Origin of the sequence: Acinetobacter sp. YH12235 (assembly GCF_013417705.1) — a bacterium.
In the GTDB taxonomy this organism is placed as follows: domain Bacteria; phylum Pseudomonadota; class Gammaproteobacteria; order Pseudomonadales; family Moraxellaceae; genus Acinetobacter.
In genome coordinates, this window is sequence record NZ_VPDL01000021.1 from 19,999 (window position 1) to 41,005 (window position 21,007).

General features: G+C 44.0%; 22 protein-coding genes. 8 read left to right on the top strand and 14 right to left on the bottom strand.

The genetic code is table 11. From position 1 onward, the window contains the following. Window positions 1–3: 3 nt before the first annotated feature. The 7 genes from FTV13_RS11300 to FTV13_RS11330 all read right to left on the bottom strand — a co-directional run bounded on the left by FTV13_RS11300 (window position 4) and on the right by FTV13_RS11330 (window position 7,979). The gene (locus tag FTV13_RS11300) at window positions 4–642 is read right to left on the bottom strand and encodes a CoA transferase subunit B (protein ID WP_004782495.1); all 639 of its coding nucleotides are present in this window, start codon (window positions 640–642) and stop codon (window positions 4–6) included. Window positions 643–644: 2 nt separating this feature from the next. Continuing rightward, window positions 645–1,349 carry a CoA transferase subunit A gene (locus FTV13_RS11305; protein ID WP_159123878.1) on the bottom strand — a complete coding sequence of 235 codons (705 nt, stop codon included), beginning with the start codon at window positions 1,347–1,349 and terminating at the stop codon, window positions 645–647. A gap of 100 nt (window positions 1,350–1,449) precedes the next feature. Then, window positions 1,450–2,352, bottom strand: coding sequence for a hydroxymethylglutaryl-CoA lyase (locus FTV13_RS11310; RefSeq protein ID WP_004782490.1), 903 nt, complete (start codon window positions 2,350–2,352; stop codon window positions 1,450–1,452). After that, window positions 2,349–4,343 (bottom strand): acetyl/propionyl/methylcrotonyl-CoA carboxylase subunit alpha, encoded by a 1,995-nt coding sequence (locus tag FTV13_RS11315; protein ID WP_179992276.1) that lies wholly within the window; start codon window positions 4,341–4,343, stop codon window positions 2,349–2,351. The genes FTV13_RS11310 and FTV13_RS11315 overlap by 4 nt, the downstream gene beginning before the upstream one ends. A 19-nt stretch (window positions 4,344–4,362) precedes the next feature. Next, window positions 4,363–5,157, bottom strand: a complete 795-nt coding sequence (locus FTV13_RS11320) for an enoyl-CoA hydratase/isomerase family protein (RefSeq protein WP_004782487.1) — start codon at window positions 5,155–5,157, stop codon at window positions 4,363–4,365. Window positions 5,158–5,169: 12 nt separating this feature from the next. Beyond that, a complete protein-coding gene (locus tag FTV13_RS11325) occupies window positions 5,170–6,771 on the bottom strand; it encodes a carboxyl transferase domain-containing protein (protein ID WP_004782485.1) in 1,602 nt (533 codons plus the stop codon). Window positions 6,772–6,806: 35 nt separating this feature from the next. Further along, entirely contained in the window at window positions 6,807–7,979 is a 1,173-nt protein-coding gene (locus FTV13_RS11330; RefSeq protein ID WP_004782484.1) for an isovaleryl-CoA dehydrogenase, read from the bottom strand. A 146-nt stretch (window positions 7,980–8,125) separates the two neighbouring features. Here FTV13_RS11330 and FTV13_RS11335 point away from each other — a divergent pair, with 146 nt between their 5' ends. The 5 genes from FTV13_RS11335 (at window position 8,126) to FTV13_RS11355 (ending at window position 13,181) form a co-directional block, all read left to right on the top strand. Beyond that, window positions 8,126–8,761: a TetR/AcrR family transcriptional regulator gene (locus FTV13_RS11335; protein ID WP_004782481.1), complete on the top strand. Its 636-nt coding sequence runs from the start codon at window positions 8,126–8,128 to the stop codon at window positions 8,759–8,761. Between the two features lie 97 nt (window positions 8,762–8,858). After that, window positions 8,859–10,547, top strand: a complete 1,689-nt coding sequence (locus FTV13_RS11340) for an AMP-binding protein (protein WP_004782479.1) — start codon at window positions 8,859–8,861, stop codon at window positions 10,545–10,547. Window positions 10,548–10,789: 242 nt separating this feature from the next. Next, window positions 10,790–11,461, top strand: a complete 672-nt coding sequence (locus FTV13_RS11345) for a class I SAM-dependent methyltransferase (RefSeq protein WP_034702126.1) — start codon at window positions 10,790–10,792, stop codon at window positions 11,459–11,461. Between the two features lie 62 nt (window positions 11,462–11,523). Next, a complete protein-coding gene (locus tag FTV13_RS11350; protein WP_179992277.1) occupies window positions 11,524–12,321 on the top strand; it encodes a thioesterase family protein in 798 nt (265 codons plus the stop codon). A gap of 83 nt (window positions 12,322–12,404) precedes the next feature. Beyond that, a complete protein-coding gene (locus FTV13_RS11355; RefSeq protein ID WP_179992278.1) occupies window positions 12,405–13,181 on the top strand; it encodes a Rossmann-like and DUF2520 domain-containing protein in 777 nt (258 codons plus the stop codon). Window positions 13,182–13,224: 43 nt separating this feature from the next. On the opposite strand, the gene trmB is transcribed toward FTV13_RS11355, so the two are convergent. Next, complete coding sequence (gene trmB, locus FTV13_RS11360) at window positions 13,225–13,941, bottom strand: tRNA (guanosine(46)-N7)-methyltransferase TrmB (protein ID WP_004782474.1); 717 nt, start codon at window positions 13,939–13,941, stop codon at window positions 13,225–13,227. Window positions 13,942–14,091: 150 nt separating this feature from the next. Continuing rightward, complete coding sequence (locus tag FTV13_RS11365) at window positions 14,092–15,537, bottom strand: SulP family inorganic anion transporter (RefSeq protein WP_179992279.1); 1,446 nt, start codon at window positions 15,535–15,537, stop codon at window positions 14,092–14,094. Between the two features lie 216 nt (window positions 15,538–15,753). On the opposite strand from FTV13_RS11365, the gene FTV13_RS11370 reads away from it, so the two are divergent. The 3 genes from FTV13_RS11370 (at window position 15,754) to FTV13_RS11380 (ending at window position 17,431) form a co-directional block, all read left to right on the top strand. Then, window positions 15,754–16,365 (top strand): glutathione binding-like protein, encoded by a 612-nt coding sequence (locus FTV13_RS11370; RefSeq protein WP_180012080.1) that lies wholly within the window; start codon window positions 15,754–15,756, stop codon window positions 16,363–16,365. Between the two features lie 157 nt (window positions 16,366–16,522). Further along, window positions 16,523–17,104: an NAD(P)H-dependent oxidoreductase gene (locus FTV13_RS11375; RefSeq protein ID WP_179992280.1), complete on the top strand. Its 582-nt coding sequence runs from the start codon at window positions 16,523–16,525 to the stop codon at window positions 17,102–17,104. A gap of 15 nt (window positions 17,105–17,119) precedes the next feature. Then, a complete protein-coding gene (locus FTV13_RS11380) occupies window positions 17,120–17,431 on the top strand; it encodes a putative quinol monooxygenase (protein ID WP_180012082.1) in 312 nt (103 codons plus the stop codon). Window positions 17,432–17,471: 40 nt separating this feature from the next. Here the strand turns inward: FTV13_RS11380 and FTV13_RS11385 are convergent, their stop codons facing one another. From FTV13_RS11385 to rpoH, 5 genes are all read right to left on the bottom strand, one after another. Further along, the gene (locus FTV13_RS11385) at window positions 17,472–18,197 is read right to left on the bottom strand and encodes a hypothetical protein (protein ID WP_180012083.1); all 726 of its coding nucleotides are present in this window, start codon (window positions 18,195–18,197) and stop codon (window positions 17,472–17,474) included. Window positions 18,198–18,504: 307 nt separating this feature from the next. Next, entirely contained in the window at window positions 18,505–19,287 is a 783-nt protein-coding gene (locus FTV13_RS11390; protein WP_034702140.1) for a thiazole synthase, read from the bottom strand. Window positions 19,288–19,304: 17 nt separating this feature from the next. After that, entirely contained in the window at window positions 19,305–19,502 is a 198-nt protein-coding gene (gene thiS / locus FTV13_RS11395; protein WP_005235073.1) for a sulfur carrier protein ThiS, read from the bottom strand. 39 nt (window positions 19,503–19,541) lie between these two features. Then, complete coding sequence (locus tag FTV13_RS11400; RefSeq protein WP_180012085.1) at window positions 19,542–19,907, bottom strand: DUF423 domain-containing protein; 366 nt, start codon at window positions 19,905–19,907, stop codon at window positions 19,542–19,544. 134 nt (window positions 19,908–20,041) lie between these two features. Then, the gene (gene rpoH / locus FTV13_RS11405) at window positions 20,042–20,911 is read right to left on the bottom strand and encodes an RNA polymerase sigma factor RpoH (RefSeq protein ID WP_004782464.1); all 870 of its coding nucleotides are present in this window, start codon (window positions 20,909–20,911) and stop codon (window positions 20,042–20,044) included. Window positions 20,912–21,007: the final 96 nt, after the last annotated feature.

Consider the following 21,007-nt stretch of genomic DNA (forward strand, 5'->3'; position numbering starts at 1 on the left):
AAATCAGGCTGCTTTACGGAGTAAAGGTACGCCGGTGACTTTCTGAATTTCATCAAAACTGACATCGGGTGCCAGTTCTACAAGTTGAATACCTTCAGGTGTGACATCCAATACACCTAAGTCAGTAATAATCCGGTTCACTACGGCCTGACCAGTAAGCGGAAGACTACATTGTGAGACAATTTTAGGCGTACCATCTTTGGCGCAGTGTTCCATCAGCACCACAACTTTTTGCACACCTGCGACCAGATCCATGGCACCACCCATGCCTTTGACTTTCTTGCCTGGAATCATCCAGTTGGCTAGATCACCATTTTCTGAGACTTCCATAGCCCCCAGAATGGCGATATTGACATGACCGCCACGGATCATGGCAAAGGAGTCGGCACTAGAAAAGAAAGAAGCACCTTTGCGGGCAGTTACCGTCTGTTTGCCAGCATTGATCAGGTCTGCATCCACAGTATCGGCCGTTGGAAATTCTCCAATACCCAGCAGGCCATTTTCAGACTGTAGCCAGACATTAATATTCTCTGGAATATAATTTGCGACTAAGGTTGGCAGACCAATACCCAGATTCACATAGAAACCATCTTCAAGTTCCTGTGCGGCGCGCTGCGCCATTTCATTACGTGTCCAAGCCATGATCAAGCCTCCGCCTTTAAAGTCATCTGTTCAATCCGTTTTTCCGGTTGGGTATTCAGTACAATCCGGTTCACATAAATGCCGGGAAGATGAATTTCATCTGGATCAAGGGCACCGATCTCGACAATTTCTTCGACTTCAGCAATGGTCACTTTGCCAGCCATGGCACAGACCGGATTGAAGTTCTGGGCAGTTTTACGGAAAATCAGGTTACCGGCTTTATCGGCCTTATAAGCTTTCACCAAAGCCACATCCGCAGTTAAGGATTCTTCCAGAATATAAGACTTACCATTGAATTCGCGGACATCTTTACCTTCAGCAATAACGGTACCGACACCAGTCGCGGTATAGAAAGCGGGAATACCTGCACCACCGGCACGTAATTTTTCCGCCAACGTGCCTTGTGGAGTCAATTCTACTTCAAGTTCACCGCTTAAGTATTGGCGTTCAAATTCCTTATTCTCGCCCACATAGGAAGAGATCATCTTTTTAATCTGTTTGGTTTCCAGCAATAGCCCCAAGCCAAAGCCATCGACACCGGCATTATTGGAAATACAGGTGAGACTTTTGGCACCGGTTTCTTTTAAAGCTGCAATTAGGGCTTCTGGAATACCACATAGACCAAAACCGCCTACCGCCAAGGTATGTCCATTCTGAACCACGCCGTCTAAAGCGGCTTTTGCACTGTCATACACTTTATTTGACATTTTTACCTCGATTTATTCTTCTCTTGCAGATCTCTTTCATCTAAAGATCTGCTGATTTCTATCCATGAGGACTTATAGAGTGTCCGGCTATTTCAAGTTTTTAAGCACAGGCTTTTTGCCAATAGGCATTGGCATAATTGGATGGATTATTGCGTTGTAATACCTCGCTGATATTACGGCTGGCCTGCATCAAAGCATCCAGTTGAATACCGGTTTCAAAGCCCATCTTGGAGAGCAGGTAATACAGGTCTTCAGTTGAAACATTGCCGGAAGCACCTTTGGCATAAGGACAGCCACCGAGACCGGCAATAGAGGAGTCAAATACCCGAATCCCTTGCAGCAATGACTGGTAAATATTAGCGATGGCCATGCCATAGGTATTATGAAAATGACCGGCTAGCACTTTACTATCAATTTCTGAAAGACAGGCATCCCAGACGTTCTTCACGCGATCCGGAGTTGCCGTACCAATGGTTTCACCTAATGACACTTCATAGCAGCCCATGTCTAGTAGACGCTGTGTAACTTTGACGACCTGCTTCGGATCAATTGCACCTTCATAAGGGCAGTCCACCATACAAGAGACATAGCCACGCACCTTGACATCATTTGCTTTGGCAGCTGCCATCACATCTGCAAACTTCTCAAAGCTTTCATCAATCGAGCAGTTGATATTCTTGTGGGTAAAGCTTTCAGAAGCTGCGGTAAATACCGCAACTTCTTTACAATCCACAGCCAGCGCTGATTCAAAACCTTTCATGTTTGGCGTCAGCAAACTGAACTGGATATTCGGATCTTTAGGCAAGCTGGCAAATAGCGTATCGCTATCTGCCATCTGTGGAACCCATTTGGCTGAAACACAGGAGCCGACCTCAATCGCCTGCAAACCTGTTTTCATCAGGTCCAGAATCAGATTTTTACGGTCATCTAGTGTTAAAGGTGTTTTTTCGTTTTGCAGGCCATCGCGTGGCCCGACTTCTACGATTTTAACGAAATCTGTCATGCAACTTCCTCCGCTAGAGGCTGAAACTCAACCAGTTCATCACCGGCTTTAACCTGATCACCTTTCTGGAAGTATGAGTTTGCGATAATGCCATCATGCGGAGCGCGAATGGTATATTCGATCTTCATTGCTTCCAAGGTCAGCAGTACATCGTCTTTTTTCACTTTGTCATTTGCCGCGACCAGAACCTGAGTAATCACGCCAGGCATTGGCGCAGTCAAGTTATTTTCAGTCCCTTGTTCATCCTGGTTATTAAAGTCATTTTTCAAATAATTGAACTTGTAGCTTTGACCATTCTGGAACAGGGTAATGCCATGCTCAGTCTGGCTAAATGCCAGTTTCTGCTGCTGACCCGCAAGATTTAACTGGAGTAGGTGTTGATCAAGCAGCTCACCCTGGATGGTAAGTGTCTGGCCTTCATAATTTGCCAGGAAACTATTTTCTAGCGCTTTAAAGCTCACCACACGTAAAACGTCATTACATTGTAATTTAATTGTGTAGTTATTTTGCTGATTCAGACGCCAAAATGCCTTTTGCTGCCAGACGGGATTATTGCTAGTCGGGTTTTGAGCCAGACGCGATAACAGTTCAACCAAGGCTGCAGTGACCACTAATTCTGCACTGATATCAGCAGATGGTTTGAGTAGGAACTCTTCTTCACGTTGAATCAGGCCAGTATCGAGATGGGCATTTTTAAATGAATCACATAATACTAAGCGATCAAGAAAAGCGATGTTATTGCCAAGACCATCGACATGAAACTGACCCAAGGCATGATGCATCTGGGTTAAAGCAGCTTCACGGTTTTTGCCCCAAACAATCAGTTTGGCAATCATCGGATCATAATAGGTGCTGATTTCATCACCTTCGACAATGCCACTATCCACACGCACGCTGTCATTTTGTTCTGGATAGTGCAAATAGCTGATCTGACCGATGGCAGGAATAAAACCTTTTTCTGGTTCTTCGGCATAAACACGGGCTTCCAGTGCATGACCGTGTATCTGTAATTCATGCTGCTGTTTCGGTAAAGGTTCACCGAACGCTACACGTAACTGCCATTCCACCAGATCCTGACCGGTGATCATTTCAGTGACTGGATGCTCAACCTGCAGACGGGTGTTCATTTCCATGAAGTAAGCAGTACCGTCTTGCTCAACGATGAACTCGACTGTACCGGCACCGACATAATTTACAGCACGTGCAGCATCAATTGCGGCTTGGCGCATCGCCTCAAGTTTGTCTTCTGGCATTTTAGGTGCAGGTGCTTCTTCCAGAACTTTCTGGTGACGACGCTGCACGGAGCAATCACGTTCAAACAGATGCACATAATTGCCATGTGTATCACCAAAGACCTGAACTTCAATATGGCGTGGCTGCACGACATAGCGTTCAATCAGCACATCTTCATTGCCGAAGCTGGAACGTGCTTCGCTTTTACAGGAAGCGAGTGAACTCAGGAAATCTTCACTACGCTCGACCAGTCGCATGCCTTTACCGCCACCGCCAGCACTAGCCTTGATCAGTACTGGATAGCCAATACTGTCAGCTTGTTGTTTCAAGAAATCGGCATCCTGATTGGTACCATGATAGCCGGGGGTTAAAGGTACACCAGCTTTTTCCATTAAGGCTTTAGAGGTCGCTTTCAGACCCATTGCTAAGATCGCATCCACTGGCGGACCAATAAAGACAATGTTGTTATCCTGACAGGCCAGGGCAAACTGGTCATTTTCAGACAGGAAACCATAACCTGGATGAATGGCCTGAGCACCGGTAGTTTTTGCTGCCTGAATAATACGTTCAATCTGTAAATAACTTTGTGCAGCAGGTGATTCACCAATATGGATGGCTTCATCTGCCAGTTTGACATGCTGTGCCTGTGCATCGGCATCGGAATATACGGCAACGGTGGCAATCCCTAACTTTTTCGCTGTACGAATCACACGGCAGGCAATTTCACCACGATTGGCAATTAAAATCTTTTCAAACATCCTACGATCCTTCTTGTTGTTATGCCGTGGTCTTAATCCAGGCCGGGCTTTGTTTGTTTAAAAATGCATTCAGTCCATTTTTCGCCTCATCTCCCTGGCGAACATGGGCAATATGCTGTGCGGTTTTAAACAGCAGATCTTCAGTCAGGACCTGTTGATCGACCAGTTGAATCAGCTGTTTTGAGGCGTTTTGCGCTGCTGGTCCACCGAGTAAGAGCGCTTCCACAATCTCATCAATTTTGCTGTCGAGCTGTTCTGGTGCAGTCACTTCATGTGCCAGACCAATGGTTTTCGCCTGTTCAGCTGAGATTCGCTCAGCAGTCAGGAAATAACGTGACGCCTGACGGGCGCCAATCGCACGAATCACATACGGACTAATGGTCGAAGGGGCTAATCCTAAACGTACTTCAGACGTTGCAAACTTGGCATCAGTGCTGGCGATACAGATATCACAAGCGGATGCCAGTCCCATACCGCCGCCAAAAGCAATTCCATGGACACGGGCAATCGTCGGTTGTTTTAATGTCGCCAGACTTTGCAACATTTTTGCCAGTTTGAGAGCATCGGCTTCATTGTCTGCCTGTGAGGCCTGACCGGCCTGTTTCATCCAGTTCAGATCTGCACCCGCAGAGAAGCTTTTGCCTCGGCCTGCCAGAATCACCACGCGTACGTCATCACGCTGATTTAAAGACTGGAAACAGGCATGTAGCTCTTCAATGACCTGGGTATTAAATGCATTGTGCAATTCAGCGCGATTAATCCAGACCGTTGCTACCTGATTCTGCTGTTCGAGCTGTAAAAATTGATAGTCCATTTTTGTCACCTCTTACATGCGGAACACGCCGAATTTGGTTGGCTGGATTGGTGCATTCATCGCTGCAGCCAGACTTAGGGCCAGGACTTCACGCGATTGCGCTGGATCAATGACACCGTCATCCCATAAACGCGCAGAAGCATAATAAGGATGGCCTTGGCGTTCATATTGGTCACGAATTGGCTGTTTAAACTGGTCTTCTTCTTCAGCTGACCAGGTTCCACCTTTTTGCTCAATCTGATCGCGTTTCAAAGTCGACAATACGCTAGAGGCCTGTTCACCGCCCATCACTGAAATACGCGAGTTTGGCCAGGTCCACATAAAGCGTGGCGAGTAAGCACGGCCACACATGCCATAGTTACCGGCACCAAAAGAACCGCCAATCACCAGAGTCAGTTTAGGCACATTGGCTGTCGCGACGGCCATCACCAGCTTGGCACCATTTTTAGCAATACCTTCATTTTCATACTGACGACCCACCATAAAGCCGGTGATGTTTTGCAGGAAGATCAGCGGAATATTGCGCTGGGTACATAGTTCAATAAAATGCGCGCCTTTTTGCGCAGACTCAGAGAATAAAATTCCATTGTTGGCAATAATTCCAACTGGCATTCCATAGAGCTTGGCAAAGCCAGTGACCAGGGTAGTCCCAAAGCGTGCCTTGAATTCGTCAAAGCGTGAACCGTCGACAATACGCGCAATCACTTCACGGATATCAAACGGTTTACGTGCATCGCTTGGCACAATGCCATACAGCTCTGAACTGTCAAAACGCGGTGCTTCAATTTCATCTGCAGTTTTATTTGGCTTTTTATTCAGGTTCGCCACAATGTTGCGGGCAATGGCAATTGCGTGTTCATCATTTTCTGCCAGATGATCGGCAACCCCAGATAAACGGGTATGTACATCACCACCACCTAAGTCTTCACTAGAAACCACTTCACCGGTTGCCGCTTTCACCAGAGGAGGGCCGCCGAGGAAAATCGTGCCTTGATTACGCACAATAATGGTTTCATCTGACATCGCTGGCACATAAGCACCACCTGCCGTACAGCTACCCATTACCACTGCAATCTGGGCAATACCCAGACTCGACATACGTGCCTGATTGTAAAAGATACGACCGAAGTGATCACGATCCGGGAATACTTCATCCTGTAAAGGCAGATAAGCACCACCAGAATCGACCAGATAAATACATGGCAAATGATTCTGCTCGGCAATTTCCTGGGCTCGTAAATGCTTTTTCACCGTAAGTGGATAATAAGTACCGCCTTTGACTGTGGCATCATTGGCCACGATCATGCAGGTTACGCCATTCACCTGACCCACACCAGCGACTACACCTGCTGCAGGAACATCATCCTGATAAACCTGATAGGCAGCCAGTTGACCGATTTCCAGAAAAGCCGTGCCTGGATCAATTAAATGATTAATCCGTTCACGCGGCAGTAATTTGCCGCGATCCAGATGTTTCTGACGGGCAGTTTCTCCGCCACCCAAGGCAATTTTTTCTACTTTCTGTTTCAGGTCATCCACCAGTTGCAGCATGGCAGCCTGGTTGGTCTTAAACTCTTCACTACGTATATTGATTTTGCTCTGTAACTGATTCATGACGAACATCCTTGTTTTATTCTAAGTGTTAATGTTTAGGCTGTTTCGTTGAAGAGCTCACGGCCAATGAGCATGCGGCGGATTTCGGAAGTTCCGGCGCCAATTTCATAGAGTTTGGCATCGCGCCATAAACGGCCTGCAGCAAATTCATTGATATAACCGTTCCCACCTAGGGTCTGAATGGTTTCACCCGCCATCCAGGTGGCTTTTTCAGCGGCATATAAAATGGCACTGGCAGCATCTTTACGCAGGCTACGGCTATGATCGGCCTTGTCACATTCAGCGCCGACCGCATAAACCAGTGCCTTACATGCCAGCCAGGTAGAGTACATGTCAGCAATTTTGCCTTGCATCAACTGGAATTCACCCAGTGCCTGACCAAACTGCTTGCGGTCATGAATATAAGGAATCACGGTATCCATGCAGGCATCCATAATGCCCAATGGACCAGCACTGAGAACCGCACGTTCATAGTCCAGACCGCTCATCAGCACTTTGGTTCCATTGCCGACACCGCCAAGCACGTTTTCTTTCGGAACTTCAACATTGTCAAAAAACAGGGGATAAGTATTCGAACCACGCATGCCCAATTTGTCTAAATGAGTGCCGTGACTAAAACCTGGCATATTTTTCTCAACCAGAAAAGCAGTCATGCCTTTGGCACCAGCTTGTAAATCGGTTTTGGCATAGACGACAAGTACATCGGCATCACCACCGTTAGTGATCCACATCTTGGAACCATTGAGTAGATAATGATCGCCTTTATCTTCAGCTTTCAGTTTCATGCTGACTACATCTGATCCGGCATTCGGCTCAGACATTGCCAATGCACCAACATATTCGCCAGAAATCAGTTTTGGCAGGTAACGCTGTTTTTGTTCTTCATTACCATTTCGCTTAATTTGGTTAACACATAGGTTAGAATGGGCGCCATAGGACAAACCAATGGATGCTGAAGCACGGGAAATTTCTTGCATGGCAATAATATGGGCCAGATACCCCAGATTGGTACCGCCATATTCTTCACTGACCGTTAAACCAAGTAGGCCCATATCACCAAATTTTTTCCAGAGGTGAGCCGGGAATTCATTGTCACGGTCAACTTGCTGGGCAATTGGGGCAATTTCCTTGGCGCAAAAAGCGGCCACTGAATCACGAAGCGCAATAAGAGTTTCATCCAAACCGAAATCTAAGCTTTGTAAATTCATTCTTCATCCATCCTGAGATTATATTTGTTGTGTCCAAAAGCATTTTTGTTGTGCTTGTTTTTTTAACATACAACGAAAAATTAAAAAAGTGAACCTATATTCACAAAATGATTTACAATTCATTTTATCTGGTTGAGAATAAGATTATGAGTTATAAAAGATCATCACTGATGCAGGAACGAATGGAACAAAATCGTTTGTCGATTTTACAGTCTGCTCGTGAACTGATTACTCAAGGGGGCTTTAAAGAGGCGTCGATTCAGGCGATTGCAGAACGCGCAGGCGTTTCTACAGGGCTGGTATATCGATATTTTGAAAACAAAAGCCAGATTTTGATTGAGGTTTTGTCGGCAGCGATTCAGCACGAAGTTGGAATTCTTGTTTCCATTGCCGGGTCGGATTTGTCGCCAAAACTGAAATTGCAAAAATCTGTTACAACTTTTGTGAAACGTGCCATGAATAGCCCCCAGTTGGCGTATTCACTTATGTTTGAACCGGTTGATCCGGAAATGGAACATGAGCGTTTTCGCAGTAAACAGCTGCTTAAACAAAGCATTAAGGAAATCCTGGCCGAAGGAAAGGTGAATGGAGAGTTCGAGTTTGAAGATTTAAATACGGCAGCTTTGGGTGTGGTCGGTGCCATGACCTTTGTCGTGATTGAACCTTTAAATCCGTCCCGTAATGTAATGTTTGATCAGAACTACAAGGATCACTTTGTCAAACAGATTGCCGATTTTTGTGTTAACGCAGTACATCGACAGGAGGGAAATTCAGCAGCATAGACGCACAAAAACAGGCACATAGACAAGGTCGTCGTGGTCATAAAACAATTAGTAAAGTTGAAAATCAGAATTACAAAGAATCAAGGAGATCGATTCAATGACACAAGTACGGTTAAGCTATGCCTATGGAACCAGCAGCCAGCCTTTATTGGGTATGACGATTGGTGAAAAATTTGATCAGGCTTGCGAACAATATGCAGATCGCGATGCAGTTGTCAGTATGCATCAGAACATACGCCTGAGTTATCGGCAGCTACAGGATCAGGTCAATGCCTTTGCCTGTCAGCTGCTGAAATTGGGTATGCAAAAAGGTGACCGTCTGGCGATCTGGTCGCCGAACTGTGTGGAATGGACTATTACCCAGTTCGCAGCTTTCAAGGCAGGCATTATTCTGGTTAACCTGAATCCGGCCTATAAAAGCAATGAGCTGGAATATGTCCTGAATAAAGTGTCCTGTAAGGGACTGGTCATTGCATCGCAGTTTAAAACCACGGACTATCAGGAAATCCTGACCAAAATTGCGCCTGAATTAAAACAGGCTGAAAATAAATTACTGAATGCAGAGCGTCTCCCACATTTAAAGCATGTCATTAAAATTGATGAGCAGCAGCATACTGGCATTCATCGTTTTCAGGATTTAATGCCTACACCAAGTGCTCAAGAGCTGGAACAGCTGCAACAGATCTCCACTGATTTGCAGTTCGATGAAACTATCAATATCCAGTTTACTTCGGGAACTACAGGTAACCCTAAGGGTACAATGCTGACCCATAACAATATTTTAAATAATGGTTACTTTGTCGGTGAGGCGATTCACTTAAGTCCAGAAGACCGTGTCTGTATTTCTGTTCCACTATTCCACTGCTTTGGCATGGTAATGGGCAATCTGGCCTGTATTACCCATGGTTCAGCCATGATTTATCCATCTGCCGTATTTAATCCGCTGGAAACCTTAAAAGCCATTCAGCAGGAAAAATGTACGGCAGCTTATGGCGTACCGACCATGTTTATTGCCGTACTGGAACATGAGCAGTTTGACGAATTTGATCTATCCAGTCTGCGTACCGGCATTATGGCGGGTAGCCCGTGTCCGCAGGAAATTATGCAGCGCGTGATTGAGCGGATGCATATGTCCGAAATTACCATCTGTTATGGCATGACTGAAACTGCTCCGGTAAGTGCCCAGAGTTCTACTGAAGACAGTGTTGAACGTCGTGTCAGTACAGTTGGCCGTGTCCATCCGCATCTGGAAGTGAAAATTGTCGATGAAAATGGTAAGGTGGTGCCGCGCGGTCAATTGGGTGAACTGTGTGTGCGTGGTTATTCCGTGATGCTCGGTTATTGGGAGGACCAGGACAAGACGCAGGAAGTGATTGATGCAGCACGCTGGATGCATACCGGTGATATTGCTGAAATGGATGATGAAGGTTTTGTCAAAATTAAGGGACGTATCAAGGATGTGGTCATTCGTGGCGGTGAAAACCTGTTCCCGAAAGAAATTGAAGATTTCCTTTATACCCATCCAGCGGTGTCGGATGTGCAGGTGATTGGCGTGCCAGACCATAAATATGGTGAAGAGCTTTGTGCCTGCATTATCCTGCATGAGAATGATCCATGTACCGAAGAAGCCATCCGCCAGTATTGTGCCGAGCATATTTCTCACAATAAAGTGCCGCGTTATGTGCGTTTCTTCCATGAATTTCCAATGACGGCTTCAGGTAAGGCACAGAAGTTCAAGTTGCGTGAATTTATGCGTGAAGAATTAAATTTAAAAGAGATTGCTTAAATTAATTAAAGCTAAGTTTAAATAGTATTTGATCAGATGACCTGGCGGCATGGATGCCGCCGTTTCATTGTATGGCAAGGATGCCATATCAATGAAACAGAGGGGTTTGGTTACTTTGCCCAGTCAAAGTAACGAAGCACCTGCACAATGGAAGAAGAATCCATCTTGCAAATTGAGGTCATGTATTTAGCAATTTCTTTTAATAGATAAAAATCTATTTCTATATAAATCAGAGTAAACAGATGGCAAAAAACTTTCACAGTGAAGTGGTGGTCGCCAGTTATGATGATCATATCCGTAAACTGATTCCTGGCTATGAACTGGTGCATCAACAGATTGAAGCAATACTCAGTACTGAGCTTCCAGAAAATGCACATATCCTGATTGTGGGTTGCGGAACTGGTTATGAACTATCTTATTTATTGCAACAGCATCCAAACTGGACATTTACTGCGATTGATCCTTCCGCTGCAATGCTTGAGCAGGCAAGGAAGCAGCTGGCTTCTATTGGCGCTGAACAACGAGTTCAGTTTATACAGTGCACCACTCAGGAACTGGATCAACAAAATTCATTCGATGCTGCACTCGCTATTTTAGTCGTCCATTTTATTCCTGAACCTCAGAAATCTGATTTTTTTCAGGCTATCTATCAGAGCCTTAAAGCTGGCGGGATCGGATTGACCTATGATCTGATGCAACCAGAAGATGAGAATGAATTAAAGGTAATGCAAAAAATGGCACAGCAAACCGGACTTAGTGTGCAGCAAAGCGAAAATATGCTGGCCAGATTGCAGCAGGACTTTTTCCTGATTTCAGTAGAAGATTCAAATGAACTTTTAACAAAAGTCGGATTTAAACAGCGCAAAATTTATAGTCAAATCATGAATTATTATGGTTTTTTACTCAGAAAATAAAGATCATGAAACTTTATATGAATTTTAAAGTTTAAGAGAATAATCAAGGAAGTTTAAGAATAATGTCAGCATATTATAGTTTGATCCAGCGCGAGCAGCATACAGATGGCAGTAATACTGCCTATTATCGTTCCAATATTCATGCTCAAGGTGCGTGGAATCCTCATGAACAGCACATGGCGCCAGCAACCGGTATTCTATGTGTTGAACTAGAACAGTTTCAGCCTAGATCAGAAATGCGCATTGGCCGGGTTGGACTGGATATTTTTGGGTTGATTGCATTTGGTGAATTTTCTATTACTACACGCATGATCCGTCCTGGCAAAACTATTGAACTGATTGAGGCGGAAATGTGTGCCAATGGAAAAACCTGTATCGTTGCTCGTGCCTGGAGGATGCTGACTTCGGATAGCCGGGCCATTGCAGGTATCGAAGATTTTCCGATTGAAAGCCCTGAGTTTTTACCGGTTTGGGAGGGTATGAGTTGCTGGCCGGGCGGTTATATTCAAAGTATTGAAACCCGTGCACATCCTGATCATCGTGCAGGCAAAGGCATTGTCTGGCTCAGAAATTCATTGGATATGGTAGAAGGACAACCGACTACAGATTTTAGTCGTTTACTCGGTATGGTCGATACCGCGAATGGCATTGTGCCACGTCAGGATCCAAATGCGGGCTGGGGATTCCCGAATCTGGATTTGCAGATTCATATGCACCGTCTGCCGCAAGGTGAATGGCTGGGGCTGGAAGTGGTGCAACAGTATGGTGAAGATGGGATTGGTCTCACCAGCGGTGTGCTGCATGATATTCACGGGCCTTTCGGTCGCAGTGAACAGATTCTGACCTTACGAAAATTCTAAAACTGATTTAAAAGCAAAAGGATGAATTGATTCATCCTTTTTTTATTGGCATGCTGTGCGCAATGGTTCAGGAATATTGATGAATGCGGATTAGTATTATTGGGGCAGGGCGAGTGGCTTATCATCTTGCCCATGCATTGTCAGCACAACATGAAATTGTACAGATCTACAGCCGGACTCTGGATAAAGCACAGCAACTGGCTGATCAATTTAAAGCGCAAGCCATCGCTCAACCTGAAAATCTGAATCAGGATATAGACTTGATGATCATTGCCGTGAGTGATCAATCAATTGCTGAGGTCATCAGACAAGTCTATTTTTACTTGCAAGATGTGCTGATTGTCCATACTTCAGGCAGTTCTCACCTGAATGTTCTAGCAGATGTACATGCAAAGTCTGGCGTCTTTTATCCATTGCAAACCTTTAGTCTGGAACGTGAAATTGACTGGGAAAATACGCCTTTATTTATTGAAGCGTCTGAGCCAGAAGATCAAGAAATCTTAACTCATTTAGCAAATAGCCTAAGCAAACGAGTTTATCAATATAGTTCGGACCAACGTTTGAGCTTGCATCTGGCTGCAGTGTTTGCCTGCAATTTTAGCAACTACTGTTATGACATGGCCAAGCAGGTAGTAGATGCACAGCAGGTAGACTTTAGCCTGCTTTATCCATTGATTCTGGAAACAGCCCATAAAGCGACGCAAAATGATCCACGCCCGGGGCAGACTGGACCTGCGATGCGTGGTGATCAGAATATTCTGAATATGCATCAGCAGATGCTAGAGCAGTCTCAGCGACAAGACTTGGCAGATGTATATAGATTACTCAGCCAGCAGATTTTAGAACGCCATCAGAGCTAATAAAAAAGCGCTGAATAATCAGCGCTTTTTAGACTTATAGATATTAAGAAATTTTCTTAAAGATAAAGTCATTAATCTTGTGGCCAGCTTCGATCCCGCGACGTTCAAATTTGGTCTGTGGGCGCCATTCAGGACGAGGGTAGCTGTTTCCTTTACCCGCCAGGTTTTCTAAACGTGGACGTTCTTCCAGAACTTCCAGCATCCACTCAGCATACGGTTCCCAGTCTGTTGCAGCATGGAAAGTACCGCCAAGTTCCAGTTTTTGCTCAACCAATGGCATGCGGTCATGAGATACAAAACGGCGTTTAAAGTGACGTTTTTTCTGCCATGGATCAGGGAAATACAGCTGAACGGTGTTGATGCTATTGTCTGGCATTTCACGAAGTACCTGAATCGCATCAGCATCCAGTACACGTAAGTTCGTCACGCCAGCCATACCTGCTTCATACACGCACTGCGCAATACCCGGTACATGCACTTCGATTCCGACAAAGTTACGCTCTGGATTCGCTTTCGCCATGAGAACCAGAGAGCGGCCCATACCAAAACCGATTTCGACAGTCAGCGGACGTTCAGGGTGTTCAAAATGCTGACGCAAATCACCTACCGGATATTCCAAAATTAAGTGACCATATTGTTCAAGCGCAGTACGTTGAGAGGTATTTAATGGCGCTGAGCGGCGCATAAACGTCACAATTTCACGGTGCTCGCTTAAATTGTCCAGCTCCACGACTTGCTGGTCTAATTGATCGTTCGACATAATTTTGGCAAATCTAAAAATTCAGAATGCGGTATTTTAAGTCCTGAGCGGTGCAAGTCAAACTTTTCTCGGTATTTCTCCATAAAAATCGAGCCAGAGATCTCAGACAAAATAAAAGAGCCAGTTGGCTCTTTTATAGATCAAGCTTGATCAGGTACTAAAACGATCGATCAAAGTGCTACTGGCTTCATTTAAACCAATTACAGTCACGTCTATGCCTTGGGCTTTAAACTTCTGGATGACGTTATTGAGCATATTTACTGAAGTTACATCCCAGATATGTGCATGCGTCAGATCTAGCTCAACATGATCTAGCTTTTCCTTAAAATCAAAAAACTGGTAGAACTTTTCTGTACTACTGAAAAAAATCTGACCAGAAATTATATAGCTACGTGAATTAGGCTTATGCAAATAAGTCGAGACATGTACAGTTCTTTCCAGCTTATTAATAAAGAACAGAGCAGAGAGCAATACACCGACAAATACACCGAGCGCCAGATTATGAGTAGCAAGCACGACAATTATCACTGCAATCATCACGGTATTAAATTCTAGCGGATGCTTGCCAAACTGTTTGATTGCACCCCACTGGAAGGTGGTAAATGATACCATAATCATAATAGCTACCAGTGCTGCCATAGGAATATAAGCCAGCCAGTCTTTCAGGAAGACCACCAGACACAGTAAAAATACGCCAGCAACTAATGTCGATAAACGTGTACGAGCACCTGATGAGACATTGATAATCGACTGGCCAATCATGGCACAACCGGCCATTCCGCCCATAAAACCGCTGACAATATTGGCCATACCCTGACCACGACATTCCTGATGTCGGTCACCTTCAGTTCCAGTCACTTCATCAATCACTGTAGTCGTCATCATACTTTCAAGCAGACCTACAGTGGCTAGAGTAAAGGAATAAGGCAGGATAATCTGCAAAGTTTCCAGATTCAGTGGAATTTCTGGAAGAAGAAAGACTGGCAAGGTATCTGGAAACTGTCCCAGATCGCTCACAGTACGCATATCTGCACCAAGCAATAACGCAAGTGCGCTCAGTACGACGATACAGATCAGAGGCGATGGAATCGCTTTACCGATTTTCGGGATATAAGGAAACAGATAGATAATTGCCAAACCTACTAAAATGAACAGATAAGCCGTACTGTCCATCCGGTGAATTTCCGGGATTTGTGCCACAAAAATCAGGATCGCGAGGGCATTCAAGAAACCATATACCACAGCCTGCGACACAAAACGCATCAGCTTGGCAACTTTAAAAAAGCCCGCAATCACCTGAATGATTCCGGTCAGAATCGTGGCTGCAAGCAGGTATTGCAAGCCATGATCCTTGACCAGCGTAATCATCAATAGTGCCATTGCACCTGTAGCCGCAGAAATCATGGCAGGACGACCACCGAAAAAGGCAATGGACACGGCAATACAGAAAGAGGCATATAAGCCGACTTGCGGATCGACACCGGCAATCGCAGAAAAGGCAATAGATTCAGGAATCAGGGCGAGTCCAACCACCAAACCTGCCAGTACATCAGTCCGGATATTGGAAAACCATTCTTCTTTTTTCAGGTTAATCACGAAATATCATCTAAATTTTGAGAACCTGCGTATCTTAAACAGATACAGATAAAAATCTACACAAGATTGACTTGCAAAAACCTGTAAATTCCTCAATATTGAATATGTAACTGTGCTGAATCACAGTTACGCTTTTTTGCAATTTACAGGTTTGATCACTTGAAAGTTTGTCAGAAGCGATTTAAAACATTGAGAAGTGTATAACAAGGATCAGAAATGAAGCTTTACTATTCGCCAGGCGCGTGCTCTTTGGCAGCTCATATTATTTTAAATGAAATTAATGTCGATTTTGATTTGGAACGTGTTGACTTAAAAACCCATAAAACAGAAAAAGGTGCAGATTATTACGAAATTAACCCGAAGGGTTATGTACCAGCATTAGAAATTAATCCGGGTTTAATTCTTACAGAAAATGTTGCAATTTTACCGTTTCTTGCTCAACACGATCCAAAACAAGATCTGATTCCACCTTCTGGCATGGGACGTGCCAAAGTGCTGGAGTGGTTAGGTTATCTCAACTCAGAGTTGCATGATGCTTATGCTGTATTCTTCACTGGAAAATTATCAGATGAAGCCAAAGAAAAAGCCTATGCAGAAATTGACCGTTTATTGAGTTATATCGATAAGGCGATTGGTGAATCGGACAATGATTATCTGGTCGACGATAATTTCGGTCCGGCAGATGCTTACCTGTTTGTTCTGACCAACTGGTCGAACCAGATTGAACATAATCTGAGTCCATATAAAAATATTATTCATATCCGTAATAAGGTTGCAGAACGTCAGTCTGTACAGATTGCAATGCGTGATGAAGGTTTGATTCCTTAATACTAAAATTTTGAAAAAGCGTCATAAGGCGCTTTTTTTATTGCTTCCAAAGTAATTGTTGATATTTAGTCAATAATGATTTGCAAAATCACTGCTTTTTAGCAATAAGCAGAGTCCATATAGTGTCTGCATAAATTTTTGGTTTCAGGTTCTTTCCATGAAAAATATTTTATTAATTAATGGCGCAAAAGCTTTTGCCCACTCAAATGGTCAGTTAAATGATACTTTGGCCGAACTGGCTCAAGAAGTATTAACAAAGCTGGGGCATCAGGTTCAGGTAACTCGTGCTGACAATGAATATGATGCAAAAGCAGAAGTAGAAAAATACCTTTGGGCAGATACGGTCATTTACCAAATGCCAGGCTGGTGGATGGGTGCGCCGTGGCCAGTGAAAAAGTATATTGATGATGTTTTTACCGAAGGGCATGGCAGCCTGTATGCAAATGATGGTCGCTCACGTTCAGATGCTTCAAAAAAATATGGCTCAGGTGGCCTGATTCACGATAAAAACTATATGTTATCTCTTACCTGGAATGCACCGATGGATGCGTTTACAGATACCGAGCAGTTTTTTCATGGCGTGGGTGTAGATGGCGTTTACCTACCTTTTCATAAAGCCAACCAATTCCTGGGGATGCAAGCTTTACCGACATTTATTGTGAATGATGTAATTAAAGCCCCTGAAGTTGAAGCGTATATCGCACAGTATCGTGAACATTTAACTCAAATTTTTGCTTAATCAGGAGATATGACCATGCTAACCGTTATTGCTGAAATCATCTGTCATTCGGAACAAGATATGAAAACAGTGCTGGATTCATTTAACAACATCCGCGCACAGGTATTACAAGAGCCAGGCTGTCATCTTTATGATGTCTATATTGATCATCTAGAGATTGAGAGCCGATTACAGACCAAAGTGCCTTTTTCAATCATGATGTTTGAAAAATGGGAAAGTATTCAGCATCTGGAAACCCACATGCATAGTGTAAATATGCAGCAACATGCTAAAGCCACTAAAGGTGCGGTTGCGAGTGTAAAGATTCGAATTTTAGAAGCACTTTAAGCTGTAATTCTCAGTTTGAAAGAGTTTGTAATATTTAATTTTATTCGAACTCTTGTGGCTGATTAAATTGAACCTGTTCAAGTTTCAGTGCGTAGCGGTGTTTTAAGGTGGACCATTGAACTTTGGCAGGTTGAGGCTGTTCTGCAAATTCATTTTCATCTGTTGTAGTTTTTACCTTGCCTGTTAAAAAGTTAATGCTTCGTGCTGTACTCTCACCCGAAGCACGGTGAAAATCATCTACATCATAGCCGATCAGCTTAAAAGCATTATTTTGGTATCGGAATGTATAAGTATGATTGGTGACATACCATGAACCACAACTTAGCCAGTAATGTAAATGAACCCGAAGTACACCTTTTTGAATGCTTAAAGCTTCGGATTCACCAAGTGGATCAGTGAGGCAAGGCGACTCTACATCACCTTCGGTTGGCAAAGTAGTATTGCTAGCTGCAAGCTGATAACCATTTGCCTGCTTGAATAAAATCAAAAGTTTTCGTTTGTTTATATTCAGAACATCATTACCTACACCTGCATTTGCAACAAAGTTTTCGGGATTAGTATCTTCAATAATCAGTGCGAGGTCCGCTTGACCGTCCTGATTTAAATCACCTTGCGCTTTTTCTAAAATTTTCCAGTTTTTCGGAACAAAAGATTGATAGTTTGAATTTAGAGAACTGCCTATCTGAGGTGTTGCACATGCACTTTGTGTAAATGCTATACACAGCAGGGTGCTAAATAGGAAAGGCAGTTTGATTTGATGAAGCATCGGTTTAAATTCCTTTTATTTATAATTTTATTGATGGTCAAAGCTGAGTGATAAGTTTAACCAACAAGGTTAAGTCATCTCTTTGAATAATGAATAGGTATTTATGGTGAACTGTAAAGCTTTTTATAAATTCAACTATTAGATATTAACTTTCTATTTGAAATAATCCAAATCAAGACGTGAATTTTTAATATTTAATTTTCAAAGTTGACCTGGGTATCTAAATTTAAAAGTTCAGGAGTTTGCTAGAAACTCCTGAACAGATCGACATGATTTAAATAATTTTTTGGGCCTCTAGCCTCGATTATTATTTAAAGAAATAACCGGTTTCAGGTGAGCTGGCATTGGCCATGCGTTTGCGTGGCATACGTCCGGCAAGAAATGCTTCACGACCTGCTTCAACTGCCTTACGCATCGCAGAGGCCATCAAGACCGGATTTTGTGCTGCTGCAATCGCCGTATTCATCAGTACGCCGTCACAGCCCAGTTCCATGGCAATCGCTGCATCACTGGCTGTACCGACACCCGCATCGACCAGCACAGGGACTTTGGCATTTTCTTTAATGATTGAAATGGTATGCGGATTCAGAATCCCAAGGCCAGAACCGATCAGGCTACCCAAAGGCATGATTGCTACGCAGCCCATACTTTCCAGTTCTTGTGCCACAATCGGATCATCTGAGGTATAGACCATGATTTCAAAACCGTCATCAATCAGGGTACGCGCTGCTTTCAAGGTCTCGGTAATATTTGGATAAAGGGTCTTTTCATCGCCCAGTACTTCAAGTTTTACCAGGTTATGACCATCCAGTAGTTCACGTGCCAGCATACAGGTACGTACTGCGCTATTGGCATCAAAACAGCCCGCAGTATTTGGCAAAATGGTGTATTTTTCTGGTGGAACCACTGAAAGCAGGTTTGGTTGGTCCGGATGCTGGCCAATATTCACCCGGCGAATAGCAACCGTTACAATTTCTGCACCGCTGGCCTGAATGGCCTGATCTGTTTCATTTAAATCTTTATATTTGCCTGTGCCTACTAAAAGACGAGACTGGAATTGGCGTGAACCGATCTGTAATAAATCTTGCATAATTGTTCCAAGTGTTATTAGCCGCCACCGACTGCGTGAATAATTTCTATTTTGTCCGCTTCGCAAATGGGCGTTTCACCCAATCTGCTTTTAGAAATAATCATTTCATTGACCTCAACTGCAAAGCGCTTACCCTCAAGCGCCAGACTTTGAACCAGTTCCAGCAGGTTCTTGCATTGAGTTTCTTGTTGTTCGCCATTGATATACACCAGCATCTTGGCAACCCTCCATGATTATTGATTAAAGCATCAGACCTATTTGAGGTATTTTACGGCATTCCAGGCCAGAATTAACCAGCCAGCAATCATTAAGGCACCACCAATTGGCGTAATTGCACCTAAACCGCGCGGCAGACCCAGTGCCATGATATAGAGTGAGCCACAGAACAGGAAAATTCCCGCCTGAATCAGGAGAAAACTCCATTTGATTGGCAATTCAGAAATCACTCGGCTGATCACTGCCAGAATAAGTAAGCCAAGAGCATGGTAGAAGAAATAATCTGTGGCCGTTTGCCACCAGGCCAACTGTGCTTCAGTCGCTCGAGTCTTTAAACCATGGGCACCAAATGCACCGAGCATGACTGCAAGCGCAAGATTAAGTGCTGAAATCGCAATCCACATTTGAATTGATCTTCCCAATAAAGTTTGCGCTTAACCTTAGCATAAAAGCCAAGGCTGAAACACGGCATTAAAAGACAAAAAAGCCTTCATATATGAAGGCTTTTCTAAGATTAGTAGCTTATTAATTCAACACGTCAGTTTGAAGACATTGCCACTTTGATTTTTTCCATTGCATTCTTTTCAAGCTGACGGATACGTTCGGCGGAAACATTATATTCAGCTGCCAGTTCATGCAAGGTTGACTTTTCATCATCCAGCCAGCGACGCTGCAAGATATTACGGGAACGGTCATCTAGCTGTTCCATCGCTTCATGCAGGGCAGAGGTGCTTTGTTCCTCATAGTCCTCATTTTCAATCAGACGTGCCGGGTCATAACGGTTGTCTTCCAGATATAGTGCTGGAGCAACGTGAGTTGAATTTTCATCATCATCGTCACCTGATGCTTCAAATGCTGCATCATAAGCCGTCAATCGGCCTTCCATTTCCAGTACCTGTTCTGGTGTTACATTCAGGTCATTGGCAATCGACTGAGCTTCTTCAAGCGTTAACTTTTTAGAAGACTTTTTCAGGCTACGTAAATTGAAGAACAGTTTACGTTGCGCTTTAGTGGTCGCAATTTTGACAATACGCCAGTTACGAATTACATATTCATGAATTTCAGCTTTGATCCAGTGCACCGCAAATGACACCAGACGTACGCCCATACTAGGGTCAAAACGCTTAACGGCTTTCATCAGGCCAAGGTTGCCTTCCTGAATCAGGTCGCCTTGAGGCAGGCCATAACCCGCATAACTACGTGCAATATGGACTACGAAACGCAAATGGGACATGACCAGCATTTTTGCTGCGTCCAGGTCTTGGTCGTAGTAATAGCGTTCGGCCAACTCTTTTTCTTGTTCGGCCGTTAAAATAGGAATTTGATTGACAGTGCTAATATAAGCACCAAGATTGACACCTGGCGCCGATAATGACAGGGGCATCAATTGATTGCGGCTGTCACTCATGTGTTCTCCTTGAAGTGCGGGGGATTTAACCCTTAACTAGGTTCTATCTTAATCCAAACTCTCCTCAAATAATGGATATTTGGGTAGAGAAATGTA